At 63.8% G+C, this 16,034-nt stretch carries 10 protein-coding genes and 1 pseudogene; 6 read left to right on the top strand and 5 right to left on the bottom strand.

Annotated features, from left to right (window positions below):
* Positions 1 to 72 precede the first annotated feature (72 nt).
* The 4 genes from ACIPPQ_RS06695 to ACIPPQ_RS06680 all read left to right on the top strand — a co-directional run bounded on the left by ACIPPQ_RS06695 (position 73) and on the right by ACIPPQ_RS06680 (position 4,199).
* Complete coding sequence (locus ACIPPQ_RS06695) at positions 73 to 546, top strand: c-type cytochrome (RefSeq protein WP_446543358.1); 474 nt, start codon at positions 73 to 75, stop codon at positions 544 to 546.
* Complete coding sequence (locus ACIPPQ_RS06690; protein WP_446543357.1) at positions 543 to 1,067, top strand: Rid family hydrolase; 525 nt, start codon at positions 543 to 545, stop codon at positions 1,065 to 1,067. Before ACIPPQ_RS06695 ends, ACIPPQ_RS06690 begins: the two co-directional genes overlap by 4 nt.
* Positions 1,067 to 2,677 carry a flavin monoamine oxidase family protein gene (locus ACIPPQ_RS06685; RefSeq protein ID WP_446543356.1) on the top strand — a complete coding sequence of 537 codons (1,611 nt, stop codon included), beginning with the start codon at positions 1,067 to 1,069 and terminating at the stop codon, positions 2,675 to 2,677. Before ACIPPQ_RS06690 ends, ACIPPQ_RS06685 begins: the two co-directional genes overlap by 1 nt.
* Before the next feature lie 250 nt (positions 2,678 to 2,927).
* Positions 2,928 to 4,199, top strand: a complete 1,272-nt coding sequence (locus ACIPPQ_RS06680) for an LVIVD repeat-containing protein (RefSeq protein WP_446543355.1) — start codon at positions 2,928 to 2,930, stop codon at positions 4,197 to 4,199.
* A 170-nt stretch (positions 4,200 to 4,369) separates the two neighbouring features.
* Here the strand turns inward: ACIPPQ_RS06680 and ACIPPQ_RS06675 are convergent, their stop codons facing one another.
* Positions 4,370 to 5,755: a M20/M25/M40 family metallo-hydrolase gene (locus tag ACIPPQ_RS06675; RefSeq protein WP_446543354.1), complete on the bottom strand. Its 1,386-nt coding sequence runs from the start codon at positions 5,753 to 5,755 to the stop codon at positions 4,370 to 4,372.
* Positions 5,756 to 5,812: 57 nt separating this feature from the next.
* Positions 5,813 to 7,084 carry an MFS transporter gene (locus tag ACIPPQ_RS06670; protein ID WP_446543353.1) on the bottom strand — a complete coding sequence of 424 codons (1,272 nt, stop codon included), beginning with the start codon at positions 7,082 to 7,084 and terminating at the stop codon, positions 5,813 to 5,815.
* Between the two features lie 287 nt (positions 7,085 to 7,371).
* Here ACIPPQ_RS06670 and ACIPPQ_RS06665 point away from each other — a divergent pair, with 287 nt between their 5' ends.
* Both ACIPPQ_RS06665 and ACIPPQ_RS06660 read left to right on the top strand, forming a co-directional pair.
* Positions 7,372 to 10,947, top strand: a complete 3,576-nt coding sequence (locus tag ACIPPQ_RS06665) for a hydantoinase B/oxoprolinase family protein (protein ID WP_446543352.1) — start codon at positions 7,372 to 7,374, stop codon at positions 10,945 to 10,947.
* 63 nt (positions 10,948 to 11,010) lie between these two features.
* Entirely contained in the window at positions 11,011 to 13,686 is a 2,676-nt protein-coding gene (locus ACIPPQ_RS06660; protein WP_446543351.1) for a M1 family metallopeptidase, read from the top strand.
* A gap of 249 nt (positions 13,687 to 13,935) precedes the next feature.
* Here ACIPPQ_RS06660 and ACIPPQ_RS06655 read toward each other — a convergent pair whose 3' ends face one another.
* From ACIPPQ_RS06655 to ACIPPQ_RS06645, 3 genes and pseudogenes are all read right to left on the bottom strand, one after another.
* Positions 13,936 to 14,157: a DUF2274 domain-containing protein gene (locus ACIPPQ_RS06655; RefSeq protein ID WP_446543350.1), complete on the bottom strand. Its 222-nt coding sequence runs from the start codon at positions 14,155 to 14,157 to the stop codon at positions 13,936 to 13,938.
* Positions 14,154 to 15,365, bottom strand: a complete 1,212-nt coding sequence (locus tag ACIPPQ_RS06650) for a TrbI/VirB10 family protein (RefSeq protein ID WP_446543349.1) — start codon at positions 15,363 to 15,365, stop codon at positions 14,154 to 14,156. The genes ACIPPQ_RS06655 and ACIPPQ_RS06650 overlap by 4 nt, the downstream gene beginning before the upstream one ends.
* Positions 15,362 to 15,826, bottom strand: a pseudogene (locus ACIPPQ_RS06645) (TrbG/VirB9 family P-type conjugative transfer protein); the annotation flags it as partial. The pseudogene ACIPPQ_RS06645 and the gene ACIPPQ_RS06650, both read right to left, overlap by 4 nt.
* Between the last annotated feature and the right edge of the window lie 208 nt (positions 15,827 to 16,034).

Genomic DNA, 16,034 nt, shown 5'->3' with positions numbered 1-16,034 from the left:
ACCATTGACAAGAACGGGGAAGCGCAGCACGAAGATGAAATGCGGGTTGGTCCGGGAGAAGGCAAAGTCTCGATGAAGAAGCGCTATCTCTACAATCGGGACCGGACCACTTTGTCGGTTCTTGGCCTTGGAGTTGTCGGGCTATGCTTTCTGGCCTGGCGCGGCGAGGGCGCGGGCGGTCCTCGCGCTGAACCGCCGCCGATTGTTGCAGCGGCGCCGAATGCTTCTGCATTTCGCTTCCCGCAGCAGGATGGCGAAGGACTTTATCGCGCGGTGTGTCAGGGTTGCCATATGTCCGACGGCCGCGGAGCGGTCGGCGCCGGAGTTTATCCGGCCCTCGCAGGTAATGCCAGGCTCGAGGATGGCAATTATCCCGCCTTCATGATCGTCAATGGCCAGAAGGCGATGCCGGGCTTCGGCGACAATATGACGGACGAGCAGGTTGCAGCCCTCGTCAACTTCATCCGCACCAGTTTCGGAAACGATTACACGGCGCCCTATTCCGCAAAGGATGTCGCCGCAGCCAGAACGGAGTCCAGCCAATGAGCAGTTTTCGCCGCATTGTCGGCCATCCCGCCAAAACGTCCCTCTTTCTTGCAGCACTGGCGCATTCCATGACTATGGGCAATCAGGCCGCGGCCGCTGAGGCAAAGCCCATATTCCATGGCTCCGAAAACAGCTCCATTGCCTCGAGCGTGGTCGTGCCGGCCTCATGCGATACGGTTTACCTGAGCGGCCTCGTGGCCTGGAACCCGGGCGAAGAGCCGCCCAAAGATCTCGATACCGAGGAACAGACGGCGCGCACGATCGAGGCAATTCGCGCCGAACTCGGCAAACATGGCCTCGACCTCAACGATGTCGTCATGATGCGAACCTACCTCGTCGCGGATCCCAAGCTCGGCAAGATGGACTTCGCCGGCTACAGCCGCGCATATCGTCGCTATTTCCTTGAGCGTCCCGTTCCCGCGAAGCCGGCACGTGCGACCGTCGAGGTCGCCCGCCTCGCGTTCGACGACATGCTTGTCGAGATTGAAGTCATCGCGGCGACACGCTGCGGAGGCAAATAATGTCCGGCGGCAGCCCGACGCGCCGTGACCTTTTGATGCTGGCCGGTCTCGCCGGCGGCGCAGCGATGGCCTATCGCGGAATGTCGGCATACGCCGCCACGCCGCCATCACCGACGCTGAAGCCCGGCATGCTTTCACCCGGCGGCAAGAAGGCCCGGGTCCTTGTGCTCGGTGCGGGAATGGCCGGCCTCGTCGCCGCCACCGAATTGCGCGCGGCGGGCCACAGCGTCGAAATACTGGAATATAATGATCGCCCGGGCGGACGGGCGTGGACGATCCGGGGCGGCGACGTGATCGAGGAGATGGGCGGCGCCCGCCAGATCTGCCGCTTCGACGATGAGCAATATTTCAACCCCGGCGCGATGCGCATCCCTTACGACCATCACCTGTTTCTCGGCTATTGTTCGAAGTTCAACGTCGCACTCGAGGCTTTCGCACAGGATAATGGCGCAGCCTATTTCCACTCGACAAAGGCGTTCGGCGGCAAGCCGCAGCGAGCGCGGGACGTCCGCGCCGATTTCGAGGGGTCGATCTCCGAATTGCTCGCCAAGGCCGCACCCGACAGCAATCTCGACGCTGAGCTCTCGAAGGAAGACCTCGAGATGCTGCTCGAGGCTCTCCGCAGTTGGGGCGCCCTCGACAAGGATTATCGCTATCGTGAAGGGCCTCGATCGACCGGTCGCCGGGGGGCGCCGTTCGGGCCTCCCGGCGGAGGGCTCACTCCCCGGCCGGGCGTTTCCAAGCCCATCGCGCTGAAGGAACTCCTCGGCAGCGGCCTGTGGCGAAATCTCGCGACGCAGCATTCGGCGGATTGGCAGCCGACCATGCTGCAGCCGGTAGGAGGCATGGACATGCTCCCGCGCGCGCTGGCGCGGCCGCTCGCCTCGCAGATCCGTTACCGTGCAAAGGTCGTCAACATCGACCAGAACGACAGCGGCGTCCGCGTCACTTATGCCGACCTCGCCGCCGGTGGCGCTACGCGGACCGTTGAAGCGGATTGGTGCGTATGCACAATTCCCGCATCGATCCTCAGCCAGATTCCGATGAAAATCAGCGGGGCGCTCCAGGACGCGATCAACAGCGTGTGGTACGCGTCGTCGCTCAAAGTCGCCCTGCAGTTCAAAAGGCGCTTCTGGGAGCAGGATGAGCGCATCTACGGCGGTATCAGTTTCACCGATCTGCCGATCAACCAGATCGTCTACCCCAGCCACCATTATGGCAGCCGGGGAAAAGGTGTGCTGACCGGCGCCTTTGTGGTGTCTCTTCCCTCGTTTCAGCCGCTCGCCTCCTACGCGATGTCATCGGTGTCCCCGGAAGAGCGCATCGCCTGGGCGGTGCGCGAAGGCGCCAGGATTCACCCGCAATATGCCGAGGAATTCGACAACGGCGTGTCGGTCGCATGGCACCGCGTCCCGTCGGCGCTTGGCTGTTTCGCGAGCTGGCACAAGGACGAAGACGAGAAAAAATATGAAACGCTTTGCTCGCTCGATGGCCGGATCATGCTGGCTGGCGAACATTGCTCCTATCACTCGGGTTGGCAGGAAGGCGCCATCGCCTCCGCGCTCGACGCCGCGCAGCGCCTCCACAGCCATGTGAACGGCGCGGCTTGATACGATGACAGATACCGGCCGGGCCGGTGAGGTTGGGAGACGGGAAATGAATAAATTGGTCCATCGCACCGGCGCTGCAACGGCGAAGCGTCGTCTCGCGGTGCTCGGATTTCCTCTTCTAGCGATCGCCTTGGCCGCCTCAGCAGCCGCAGCACAGGACAACCCAGAGCCTGGCCCCTCGGGGGGGCCGGTTACGGGCAAGGAGCGCGGTTGGGGTACCCCCCCGCTGCCCAAACCTCTTCAAAAGGGTGTGAGAATCGTCGGCCATGAGCCGATCGGCGATCGCAAAAGCAATCAGCAACTGGTGTGGATCGATCACTGCGCCTATGTATCGGGGGCTCCGATGCTGAACGGCGGCGGGGTCAAGCCGGGCCCCGATACGCCGTGGGAGCCGACGGACGGCGTGGCCGTCATCGACGTGAAGAACCCGGCCAAGCCGCGCCAGGTCGGCCTACTGCGCGAACGCGGCGCTCTTCGCACCGTCGAGACGATGGACGCAATGGATGCCGGTGACCGAAAGATTCTAGCGGTCGGCGACTATGCGGCGGGCAACAAGGATTTCTCGCCCGACGACCCGCCGGTATTGAATCTTTATGACGTCGCAGACTGCGCAAAACCGAAACTGCTTGCCGAATATATCTGGCCGGAAAATGTCCACACGCTGACCCTGTCGGCGGACGCGAAGCGCATTTATGCCCCGAGCATCGCAAAGAGCGGTCCGCTCGGCACGGGGCGCATTCACGTTCTCGACATCAGCAATCCGAAAAAGCCGCGCCACGTCGGCGCGTTTCAGGTGACGGGCGCCGACGGGCGCTCATGGGATCTTCTCTCACACCAGATGTCGGTCAGCCCCGACCAGCGCCGCATCTATGCTGGCGTCGTCCAGACGCTTGGCGGGGACCTCAACGACGGCCGTAAGATCGAGCCGGCCGAGGCCGGAGGCAATGAAGCCGGCGGCATCTACATCCTCGACAATAGCGATATCGTGGATGGAAAACCCGATCCCAAGATGCGGATCGTCGGCACTGCCTACCGCGGCGGCTGGCACTCGGTTATGCCCGCGAGCTTCGATGGCGTTCCGCACCTCGTCGGCGCCTCGGAAAACGGCCGCTGCCCCGGGGCCTTTCCCCGCATCACCAATATCGCCGATGAAACGAAACCGAAACTCGTCGGAGAGTTTCGCCTGTCGGTGAATCAGCTCAGCAACTGCGACATCAACAGGAAACATGATCCTGTCCCGAGTACGCACTTCGCCGACGTCGACAATGCCGAAAACAGCAGGCTCGGTCTGTTCAACTTCCAGGAAGCGGGCCTCCGCATCGCCGATCTTCGTGACCCGCGCGATCCGCAGGAGATTGCCTATTTCCGGCCCGGCGACACCTGCACAGGACATGTTCGTTTCGTCGAGGCGAGCGACCAGATGTGGCTCACCTGCCAGATGAGCGGCTTCTGGGTTCTCGAACTGTCTCCCGAAGTACGCGCGAAGCTCGCGCAGCCACGCCATCCGTCGCGCGCACCCTGAGCCATATAGGCATGGCGCCCGAAACCGGCTCAGGCGGTTCGCGCCACTGCGGAACGGGCGGTCGCCGGCAAGGGCCCAAGAGCAATTCGCCGGTCAGCTCCCGTCGAGCGCGTTCGAACAAGATGTGTCGGCACGGCCGCCGAGCGCGCCTCGGCAGCGATGCGGACTTGTCAATCCGCCTCCGCCGCGAGGCTACGGAAGTCGATATCGCTGAAAGCGACGGCACGCATGAAGGTCGCCCAGACCGCGACATTCTGCGCCAGCTGCTCGCGGTCGACCATCGCTATCGTGTCGTTTTCGGAATGATGGATGTCCATGTAGCGCGACATATCCTGATCGAAGCTGACCGTCGGAACACCGGCCTTGACGATGTCCGAAATATCGGCCCCGCCGTCTTCCGCCGCCTCCCGCCTGAGGAAGACCTTCAGCGGAGCGATGGTACTGACGAATGCCTGCATGGCGGGATGGCCGGCGCTGGCCTTGGGAAGCGAGATTGCGAAAATGCGATCGGCGCCGGTGTCGCTTTCACCGGCGACCACGATGCGTGCGAGATCGGCCTGATGTTCGCGCGCATAGGCGGCGCTCGACCCGCCTTGCTCTTCCGAGCCCCACATCACGACACGCAGCGTCCGCCGGGGCTTGCCCTTGCCCTGCGCCGCGAGCTTCGCGGCGGCAAGCATGATCCCGATCCCGGCGGCGTCGTCGACGGCACCGGTGCCGACATCCCAGCTGTCGAGATGGCCGCCCACCACGACCACCTCGCTACCGGACCCCGGAAGATCGCCCGAAATATTGTAGGCTGGCGCAGCCTCGACCATCTCGGAAGCCATGCGCAGGCGGATAGTCACGGGCGTGCCTCTCGCGGCCATATTCTCGAGAAGATCGCTGTCCGCAGGCGACAGCGCTCCGGCCGGTATGCCGCTGGCCTGCGCGCCGCCCGTATGGGGGGCGCTGTCGTCGGCCGTCGAGATCGACCGGGTCAGATAGCCGACGGCTCCCCGTGCCTTGGCTTCGTAGGCGCCACGAATGCGCTGCGCGAAGATCCCCACATAGCCCGAGAGGTCCTGCGTCTTTGTCATCTTCTGCGTGACGACCGCAATTTTTCCCTGAAGGGCTCCCACCGGCTGATCGAGCAGTTCCTGATAGGTGCGGAAGACGGCCACGGGCGCTTCGAGTCCGCTTTCCGGCGTCGAAGCAGACTTGCCGAGCGCGAGAATTTTCATGCGGTGGGGATATGGACCCACGATCTCTGCATGATCGTCGCCGATGCGCCGCCACGCCGGCGTCGTGAATGTCTCGACACGGATATTCTGGAAGCCGTGTTTCTTCAACATCGCCACCCCCCAATCGCGGGCGCGGTCCATCGCCGGGGAACCTACCGGACGGGGCCCGACCTCCGTGGACAGCGACTCCGTAACGTCCCAGGCTGTCCGGTCCTTGAGCGCGGCATCCCGGACAGCGCTGAGGTCGCTTGCCGTCGGATTGGCCGCAGCGGGAGACGCGAGCAGGACCGCGGCGACGGTGGTGCCAAGAATATTTCTCAAGTTCATCTCCATTGGGTCGTAGCGTCGGCGTCTCTGTCCGGCAGGCTCAGCACTGCATTTGGTCCTGATTCATTTCCGGCTGCCCGACCCTCCCTTGGCGAGAGCCAGGCCCACAAGCGTGATTCCGCAGGCTGCGGCGATATAGCCCCCGATCAAGAGGTTCGAGGCGCCCGGGCGCAGCATCGCACTGAAAATGAGGGGTGCGATCGCGCCGCCGACAAGCCCCGCCAGCGTGTAGGCAAGCGAGCTCGCGGTATAGCGAAGGCGCACGTCGAACTGCTCGGTGATGAAGGCGGCCTGTGGGCCATACATGAGTGCGTGAAAGATCAGGGCCACAACGGTGCCGACTACGAGGGTCGGCTGGTCCACCGCGAACGTAAAAAAATAGAGACTCCACAGCCCGCCACCGACAGCCCCCGCCGCATAGACCGCACGCCGCCCGAAGCGATCCGAAAGATGTCCCGCGTAAGGAATGAGGGGAACCTGCACCGCCGAACCGATGAGGACTGCCATAACCGCCTCGGCGCGCGTCAAACCGAGCGATTGGGTTGCGTAAGTCAGCACGAACACGGCGAACATCGCATACAGAACGTCGGGGCCGATACGGGCCAGGATGGCGGCCGCGAGCGGGCGCCGCTGCGTGGTGAACACCTCGGTAAGCGGCGCCTCCGAACGTTCGCCTTTTTCGGCGATTGCCTGAAACGCCGGCGTCTCTTCGAGGGCGGCTCGTATCCAGAGCCCGAATGCGACCAGGACGCCCGACAGGAGGAAGGCGATACGCCAGCCCCATGCGACGAAATCGGCGTCGGACATGGTGAGGGCAAGAATGGCGATAACAGCATTGGCGAGAAGGGTTCCAAGCGGAGGACCAACCTGCGCTGCGGACGCCCAGAAGCCCTGACGCCGTTCGTCGCCGAACTCGGCCGACAACAAAACCGCGCCGCCCCATTCGCCGCCCACTCCCACGCCTTGGGCAAATCTGAGCAGAACGAGCATGACGGGCGCAGCCACCCCGATGGTGGCATAACCTGGCAGGAGGCCGATCAGGAAGGTTGCGATTCCGACGAGAAGAAGCGTGTAGACCAACACCCGCTTCCGGCCGATGATGTCTCCGAGGCGACCGAAGACAATCCCCCCCACAGGCCGCGCAATGAATCCGACGGCATATGTCGCGAACGCCTTGATGACTCCGTCCAGCGGATCGCTCTCGGCAAAGAAAATCTGTCCGAAAACGAGCGCCGCCGCAGAACTGTAAATCGCGAAATCATAATATTCGAGCGCCGTGCCGGAGAGGCTCGCGGCAAAGGCGCGATGTCGCCCTCGATGAGCGGGCGCGGTCAAGACCGGTCTCCGGCTACAAACGCCCAATCGCCGAATCGCGCGTCACGCGCTGCCATTTTGTTCCGTTCGAGCAGCATTTCCGCCCCCTCCTCCATCTCCACTGTCGCCAAGGAGACATGTCAGATACAAATTGTCAATAAATTATATGCAAATTATTCCTTACGCGGAGGTGGCAGGCCATCCTGCACCAAAGCGAGCCCGCGCTGCTCATCGACATTTTTTATATATTTTATTGACAATTTATCATTGTCCAGCTTTTCTGCCACCTTCAATCGAGGGAGGTACAGGTGACGGGCTGGCAATTCTGGATCGACCGGGGCGGCACATTCACGGACATCGTCGCGCGCGAGCCGAACGGCCGACTTTCGACAACCAAGATGTTGAGCGAAAACCCCGAGCGTTATCGGGACGCCGCGACTGCGGGCATTCGCACCGCACTCGGACTTCCCCTCGATGCCGCCATCCCGGCGGGCATGGTCGAGCGCGTGAAGATGGGCACGACCGTGGCGACCAATGCGCTCCTCGAGCGCAAGGGCGCACGAACGCTGCTATTGGTGAACGCCGGCTTTCGCGATTTGCTCCGGATCGGTCACCAAACGCGTCCGAGGCTCTTCGATCTCGACATCAGGCTGCCCGACCCTCTTTTTTCGGCAGTAGAGGAAGTAGGCTGCCGCGTCGCCGCCGACGGATCGCGCGTGAGCGAGCTCGACGAGGTTGCGGCCCTTGCCATGCTCAAGAGCTACCGCGCACAGGGATTTGAAGCCTGCGCGATCGTCCTGATCCATGCCTGGAAATATGGCGACGACGAAAAGCGGCTGGCCCGATTGGCGGCCGATGCGGGCTTCCTGCAAGTGTCCGCGAGCCACAAGGTGAGCCCACTTGTCGGTCTGGTCGCACGCGCAAGCACGACCGTGGTCGACGCCTATCTTTCGCCCGTGCTGCGGCATTATGTCGACCGGGTTACCGGCGAGCTCGGCGATACGCCGCTCTACTTCATGCAGTCGAGCGGCGGCCTTACGCCCGCCTCCGATTTCCAGGGCAAGGATGCCATTCTTTCGGGTCCGGCGGGCGGCGTCGTCGGCGCGGCCAGGACGGCCGAGGCGGCAGGCGAGAAACGCATTATCGGTTTCGACATGGGCGGAACATCGACCGACGTGGCCCTTTATGACGGCGCGTTCGAACGGGCCTTCGACACCGAGGTGGCGGGCGTCGAAATGCGCGTTCCGATGATGGCGATCGAAACCGTTGCGGCGGGCGGCGGTTCGATCCTCCACTTCGACGGAGCCCGATTCCGGGTGGGGCCCGATAGTGCCGGCGCCAATCCGGGGCCAGCTGGATACCGCCGCGGCGGTCCCCTCACGATCACTGACGCCAACATCATGTGCGGAAAAATCATTCCGGGACATTTCCCCTCGATCTTCGGCCCTGATGGCAATGAGCCGCTGGACTTCGCGGCAGTCTCGGACAAGTTTGCCGCACTCGCGGCGAGCGCGGGCAGCGACGAGCCGCGCGATGTCGCCGAAGGCTTCCTTCGCGTGGCGGTCGCGAACATGGCTGCCGCAATCAAGCGCGTCTCCCTCAGCCGCGGCCAGAATGCGACCGAATTTACGCTGCAGTGTTTCGGCGGTGCCGGCGGCCAGCACGCCTGCAGGGTCGCCGAGGAACTGGGCATGTCGCGCGTCCTGATCGATCCCTTTGCCGGCGTGCTGTCCGCGTTCGGAATGGGCCTCGCCGATCAGGCCGCGACGCGGCAACAAGCAACCGAACTTCCGCTTGGCCCGGAGGCGGCGACGCAGCTTGGCGCTGTTGCGGACATGCTGAAGAGCGAAGCTGCCGCCCAGCTTGCCTCAAGCGAGGGCGGCGGTTCCGATCGCGCGCTCGTCACTGCCTATCTTCGCTATAATGGCACCGATACGGCTCTTCCGGTGCGCTTCGGATCATCGGACGAGATGCTCGCGGAGTTCGAAACCGCTCACCGGGCACGGTTCGGTTTTGCGAGCCCCGGACGCGCGATCATGATCGAATCGCTTGTTGCGGAGGTTGTGCGCACGGGCGAAGCTGTTGTGCGGCCGGCGCCGGCCGACGATGATCTTCCCGAACCGATCGATCAGGTTGAGATGTGGACTGCCGGACGCGCCTGGCCGACACCGGTCTATGAGCGAGAGCGGCTCGGTGCGAACAGCCGCATCAGCGGCCCCGCGCTCATCCGCGAGGCAATTTCGACCGTTGTGGTCGAACCGGGTTGGGAAGCTTCATTGCTTTCGACCGGAGCGCTGCTGCTGACCAACCAGGAACGGGTCGACCACAACGTCGACGCGTCAGGCCCGGCGGACCCGGTCCTTCTCGAACTTTTCAACAGCCTCTTCATGGGCGTCGCCGAACAAATGGGCGCCGTCCTCCAGAACACCTCGACGAGCGTCAATATCAAGGAACGCCTTGATTTCTCCTGCGCGCTCTTCGACGCGGCGGGCAGCCTCATCGCAAATGCTCCCCATGTGCCGGTTCACCTCGGCGCCATGGGCGAAAGCGTGCGGACAGTGATCAGGAGCCGCGCTGCGACACTGGCCCCCGGCGATGCCATCGTTCTCAACAACCCGTTCAACGGTGGCACGCACCTCCCCGACGTCACCGTTGTCACGCCGGTGTTTGCCGAGGATGGCGAAACCATTCGCTTCTATGTCGCGAACCGCGGACATCATGCCGACATTGGCGGCATCACGCCTGGTTCGATGCCGCCGGATTCGACGTCGCTCGATCAGGAAGGCATCGTCATCGACGATTTTCTCCTCGTTGAACGCGGCCAGTTTCGCGAGGAAGCCGTGCGCACGCTTCTCGCGTCAGGACCCTATCCGGCCCGCAGCCCCGATGTAAACATAGCGGACCTCAGGGCGCAGCTCGCCGCCAACGAGACGGGCGCGCGCGAACTCGGCGCGCTTGTCCGCCGATATGGCTGGGATGTGGTCGAAGCCTATATGGCGCATGTCATGGCGAATGCGGAAGAAAGCGTCCGCCGGGCGATCGACCGCATCAGCGACGGACAGTTCAGCTACGAAATGGATGACGGCGCACGGCTAGAAGTCGCGGTGAAGGTCGACCACGCAGCCCGAAGCGCCATCGTGGACTTTACGGGTACGAGTCCGCAGCGCGAAGGCAATTTCAACGCGCCGAGAGCCATATCCTACGCGGCGGTCCTTTATGTGTTTCGCTGCCTCATCGGCGACGACATCCCGCTCAACGAGGGGTGCCTCCGTCCGCTGCAGATCGTCATCCCGCAAGGCAGCTTTCTCTCCCCCGAAAGAGGAAGCGCCGTCGTGGCGGGCAATACCGAGGTAAGCCAGGCGATTACAAACGCGCTTCTTGGCGCTCTCGGCGCGGCCGCGAGCGCACAAGCGACGATGAACAACTTCCTGTTCGGGACCGATGCGTATCAATATTATGAGACAATCTGTGGCGGCGCCGGCGCCGGCCCATGTTTCGACGGGGCAGGACCGGTCCACACCCATATGACCAATACACGGATCACAGATCCCGAGATCCTCGAACTTCGTTACCCGGTTCGTCTCGAGCATTTCGGCGTACGCCAGGGCTCGGGCGGCAATGGCCGCCACCGGGGCGGCGATGGTGCGATCCGAAAGGTTCGCGCGCTCGAAGCCATGACTGCAACGGTCGTAGGCTCGCGGCGGAAGGTGGCGCCATTCGGCCTAGAAGGCGGGCAAGGCGGCGCGCTCGGCAGACAATGGGTCGAGCGTGCTGGCGGGGCGGTCGATATTCTCGGCGGCACGGACCACACAGATCTGGCAGCGGGCGATGTCATCGTCATCGAAACTCCCGGCGGCGGGGGCTTCGGCGCGGGAGCGGGCTAAACGAGCGGCAACGCTACAAAAATGCCCGGCCCGCGGGGGCTCGGGCCGTGAGGGAGAAAAGACATGATGGAACGGCAATGGATGGCGACGCGCCGCGCGCTGCTTTGCGGCACGGCAGCAGCCGGCGCCGTGAAGCTCGCCCTGCCCGCGGCATGGGCTGCGGGCCGCGACAGGCCAGAGCCCTCCGAGCGGGCCATCGTCATGACCCGGGAAGCCTTTCTTGCCCCGGGTATTTCCGAGGCGTTGGCGCGGGGCCGCGCCGGGCGCGTCACCGATCTTGCATATGATGTCGCGCTCGATCTCACCGGCACCGGACAGGCGGCGGGCAGCACGACGATTGCGTTCACGCTCAAGGACAACCGCGAGGATCTCATTCTCGACTTTCGCGGCACGAGCCTCGATAACCTTTCGATCAATGGCCGGGCGGTTGCTGACTTGGTTCGCGAGAACGGCCATGTCATCCTGCCTGCCGCTCTGTTGAAGAAGGGGGCCAACCGCCTCTCTGCGACATTTGTCACGCCGGTGGCACCGAGCGGAAGTGCCATCATCCAGGTCGACGACAAGAGTGACGGCACGACCTATCTTTATACGCTTCTTGTCCCTTCCGATGCGCATCAGTTGATGCCCTGCTTTGACCAGCCGGATCTCAAGGGTCGGATCGCTTGGACGATTACGGCTCCCAAGGAATGGACCGTCATCGGCAATTCGAAGGTTGTGGCAAAGGACGAGGTGGGTGCGGCCCGCCGCTGGACATTCGGACGAACGCCGCCGATCCCCCTTTATGTAACGTCCTTCGCTGCGGGCCCATGGCGCGCCTTTCCGTCCACGCCGCCCGGGAAAAGGCCGATTACGCTCTATGCGCGCCCTTCGCGCGCCCCCGAAATGGACGTTGAGCCTTTCATCGCGACCAACCGGGCGACAATCGAGTGGCTCGAGGATTGGCTCGCATCGCCCTTCCCGTTCGAGAAGCTCGATCTCGTGCTGGCCCCAGCCTTTCCCTTTGGCGGCATGGAGCATGTCGGCGCCGTCTTCTACAATGAGACGGGCACGATTTTCCGCGAACCCCCAACCCTGTCGCAGAGCCTCAATCGCGACCAGACGATCTATCACGAGCTCAGTCATCAATGGTTCGGCGATTATGTCACGATGAAGTGGTTTGACGATCTGTGGCTCAAGGAGGGCTTCAGCACGTTCATCTCCTGCTATGTACAGGAAGCGCTGCAGCCTGAAACCCAGCCCTGGAAGACCTTCTTCGTCCGCCTGAAATCGTCCGCCTACAATACCGATGCGAGCAGCGGCACCACCCCGCTCTGGCAGCAACTCGACAATCTCAGCCAAGCGGGAAGCAATTACGGCCCGATCGTCTACAACAAGGCGCCGGCGGTCCTGAAGCAGCTCGCCTTTCTCGTGGGCGATAAGGCCTTTCGCAAGGGACTCCAGATTTTCGTGCGTCGCCACGCCTATGGCAATGCGACCTGGCGCGACCTTCTGAGCGCGATCGAGCTTGCATCGGGCCAGTCGCTCAAGACCTTCGGCGAGCGATATGTGCTGCAGCCTGGCGTACCGCGCGTTCGCACGAAGCTGGAACTCCAGGGCGATCGCATCCAGCGCCTGACGCTCAGCCAGAGCGCCGAAAATGTCGGGGCGGGCACGGTCTGGCCCATGCGCCTGCAAATCCGGCTTGGCTACAAAAACGGCGAGGATGTCGTCATACCCGCAACGCTCGATCACGGCGAACTCGTCGTTGCGAAGGCGGCGGGCCTCCCGGCGCCCGACTATGTCTGGGCGAACGACGGCGACTTCGGATATGCCATTTTCGAACTGGACCGGCGTAGCGCCACTTGGGTTCAGGCGTCGGTAAACACGGTCGAGGACCCGCTGCTGCGAGCCATGCTCTGGGGCGGTCTTTGGGACGATGTTCGCGACGGGCGGCTTGCTCCGCTCGATTTTGCGCGCATTGCGATACGGCATCTTCCCGGCGAAAGCGACGAACAGGTCGCCGCGTTCATCCAGGGCCGGGCAGCGACTGCGGTCACGCATTACGCCGACCCACTATCCGGGGCGGCGTTCGTCCCCGAATGGGAAAACTTCCTCTCGGGCCGGAGCGCCGACCCCAAGCTCGCCTATGGCGTTCGCAAGCAGGCACTCGACGGCCTCCTCGCAACCGCACGTTCGCCCGCAGGTCTCGACATGCTGCGGGCGTATCTCGACGGCACTCGTCAATTCGACGGCGCCGCAATTCGGCAGGCGAGCCGCTGGGCGGCGGTTACCCAGTTGCTCGCGTGCGGGACAGTGGACGCGAAGGCGCGCTACGAAGCCGAGGCAAGACGCGACAAGGAACCCGACGCCGCTCGCTCCGCCTATGTTGCGCTCGCCTCGTCGACCGATGCGGAAATAAAGGAGCGCTATTTCCGGGCCTATATCGAGGACAAGTCGCTCAACGAAGGTTGGGCGATTGCAAGCTTCGCGGCTTTCAATGACCCCAAGCAGAATGAGATGACTTCGAGGTTCCTCCCGCTCGCGCTGGAAAGGCTCGAGTGGATCAAGGCCAACCGCAGCATCGTATTTCTGCCGACGTGGATCAACGGATTCATCAAGAACCGGACCTCGGCGTCGGATCTGAAGGTGATCGACACCTATCTTGCCGGGCGTCCCGATCTTGCCATCGATATCCGCCGCAAGCTCCTCGAAGCCCGGGATGATGTCGCGCGCACCGTTCGCATCAGAACTATGACCTAGCTGCGTTTCCGCTATTTGCGCTGAATTCACAAACAGGTGACAAGGTCTTCGACCGGCGCACGACCTTTTCGGTCGCGCACTGTGTTGCAAGCCTGTGCGCCGATCGGTGGCCCGGCGCTTCCGGAAGGTGCCTGGCGGGGCATCAACAGCGTGAAGCAACTCCGCGCGCGCGGTCCGCCGCGCGAGGGGAGCGCACGACAGGAGGCCCCGGGAATACCATCCCGCCGAAATGAGCATCGTTCGCGTTGATCAGCGCTGCTGACGCGCGCGGGCAAAGCCGCGATCAGTCGCCATGAACCGTTCGATCATCGGCACCGCAATCTTCTCGGGCGACAGCGGCTGCGAAAGTCCCGTGGCTTTCGCATGGGCATCGGCATAGGCGAGAAGATCACGATGGACAGCCCCGGACAGTTCGATAGTGAGTTTCACGGGCTTGTCATCGGCGATCGGCCCCAGCCGGAGCCGGCTCACGGCGCGGCTCCCGTTTCATCGTCGAGGATCAGGTCGCGCGTTACGAAGACACGAAAGATATAACCGGGCCGAATGGTCAGCGTAGGCGGCACCTTCATCTCGCGCTCGACCAATCGTCGACCCGTTTCATTGACGCTGTCTTGCGTGCCATCGCGAAGCGCGCGGACGAGCTCGTCTTCGCGACCCGCGGCAAGCTCGGTGCCGATGCCAAGCAAGGCCGAAAGAAGACCCGCGCGAAGCATCCGGCCCCAGTGATTATCGGTGCGATCCGAGACACCCGCCATCCCCTGCGCATCGGCGCCGGGCTGCCGCTCCAGACTGATGGACCGGCCGCCCGGCAAAATCAGACGATCCCAGGCCAGAAGTAGGCGCTGCTGGCCGGCAACGACCTCACTGTCATATTCGCCGAGCAGTCTCGCGCCCTGCGGAATGAGCAGGATCCGACCCGTTGGGCTGTCATATACATGCTGCGTGACCTGCGCGCTGACCTTCCCGGGCAGGTCGGACCGGATGCCCGTGATCAGTGCAGCCGGAATGACGCTTCCCGCCTGGATGACATGGGTGGAGGACGGCTTGACGATGCGAGCCGAACTCTCCGGCAGATCAAGGAGGTCACCGCCAAGGGGACCCCCTCGTTTGTCGGCGGCGGCCCGATCGGCCAGGGCCGCGACGGGGGCTGCCTGCGGCGCGGCATCTTCCGCAAGCGAGAGAGCCGGCGCGGCGGCGGAAGAGCCACCAAGAAAAAGCTGGCTCGCGCGGGCGCTCTCACGTTCCTGCGCAGCGCGTGCGCGCGCCTGCTCGGCCGCTACGTCCCGCGGATCGGGCGGCGGCGTGCCGATCGGCGGAACCGGGACGGTTCCGTCCTTCTCGCGCGCTGCGAGGATCGGTCGCCCGAGATCGCCGGGCAGCGGCTCGCCGAGCTTGGGTATCTTGTCATAGTCTCCCGGCGCGCCGGTCACGAGTTCAGACTTGTTCGCCCCGTCGGTGTCGTAGAGATTCTCCACGACTTTCGGTTTCGCCGGCTGCAGCGCGTAGAGAAGCGCTCCGCCAATCGCGATACCCGCCGCGGCGCCAAGGCTTGCGAGGGCCTTGCGCGAAAGCCGCATCACCTTCGGCGGCTCGGCACCGAGCCGGAAGGCGTCTGCGCCAGCAGAAGGTGACGGCGCAGGCTCCGCCGCGGCCGGTTCCTCGCGTTCGGGCCCGTTCACGAGCGCCCCCGCGCGCGTCCAGCGCGTTCGATAACGATCTTGCGGGCGGCGCGGCCGACGCCCATCCGAAGCTCGCCGCGCTCGAACAGCCGGTCAACGACCATGTAGCGTCCTTGGACACGGTAATTGAGCAGCTCTGCCGAACCCTTGGCCCCCAACGCAAAGAGCGGCGGCATGTCGCCGGTGCCGATATCTTGACCGAACTCGATGAAGAGCTGCCGCCCATCGTCGAAGACCCGGACCGGACGCCAGTCGGGCTTGTCGCCCGACAGGCGGTAACCGAAATTGAGCGCGGCGAGATCGAGACCCGCGGCGACCGGCGCCTCCCGTTCGCGGTCCGCCTCGGCGGCACGCAGCGCAATCAGTTCCGCTTCGGGGTAGGACCAGGACACCGACGCCATATAGGTTGCGGCCGTTGCGCGCAGTTCGATGTGATAGGTCCTGCGATTTGTGTTCACGACGGGCTCGTTTTCCTTGGTTTTGCGACCGTTCGGCACGATCGCGATGGGCGCGGTGACGTTGAGGGTGGCCAGCGTGCCTTCGAAGCTGCCGTCGGCCTTGACGTTGAGATTGGCGATGGTGGGCATGATCTTTCTCCTTCGGTTGCTCGGGGACTTTCCCGATGGCGCCGGAAGAAGGGGCCGCGAGCTGCCGTCACCGAGCGGCACG

The sequence above is a fragment of the Sphingopyxis sp. LARHCG72 genome (assembly GCF_052871675.1).
The sequence above is the reverse complement of the archived record's forward strand: the minus strand, read 5'-3'. Positions and strand labels throughout refer to the sequence as shown.

Coding starts and splice junctions, on each gene's coding strand:
- ACIPPQ_RS06690 (WP_446543357.1), top strand. CDS start 543: ATGAGCAGTTTTCGCCGCATTGTCGGCCATCCCGCCAAAACGTCCCTC.
- ACIPPQ_RS06660 (WP_446543351.1), top strand. CDS start 11,011: ATGATGGAACGGCAATGGATGGCGACGCGCCGCGCGCTGCTTTGCGGC.
- ACIPPQ_RS06685 (WP_446543356.1), top strand. CDS start 1,067: ATGTCCGGCGGCAGCCCGACGCGCCGTGACCTTTTGATGCTGGCCGGT.
- ACIPPQ_RS06675 (WP_446543354.1), bottom strand. CDS start 5,755: ATGGAGATGAACTTGAGAAATATTCTTGGCACCACCGTCGCCGCGGTC.
- ACIPPQ_RS06695 (WP_446543358.1), top strand. CDS start 73: ATGAAGAAGCGCTATCTCTACAATCGGGACCGGACCACTTTGTCGGTT.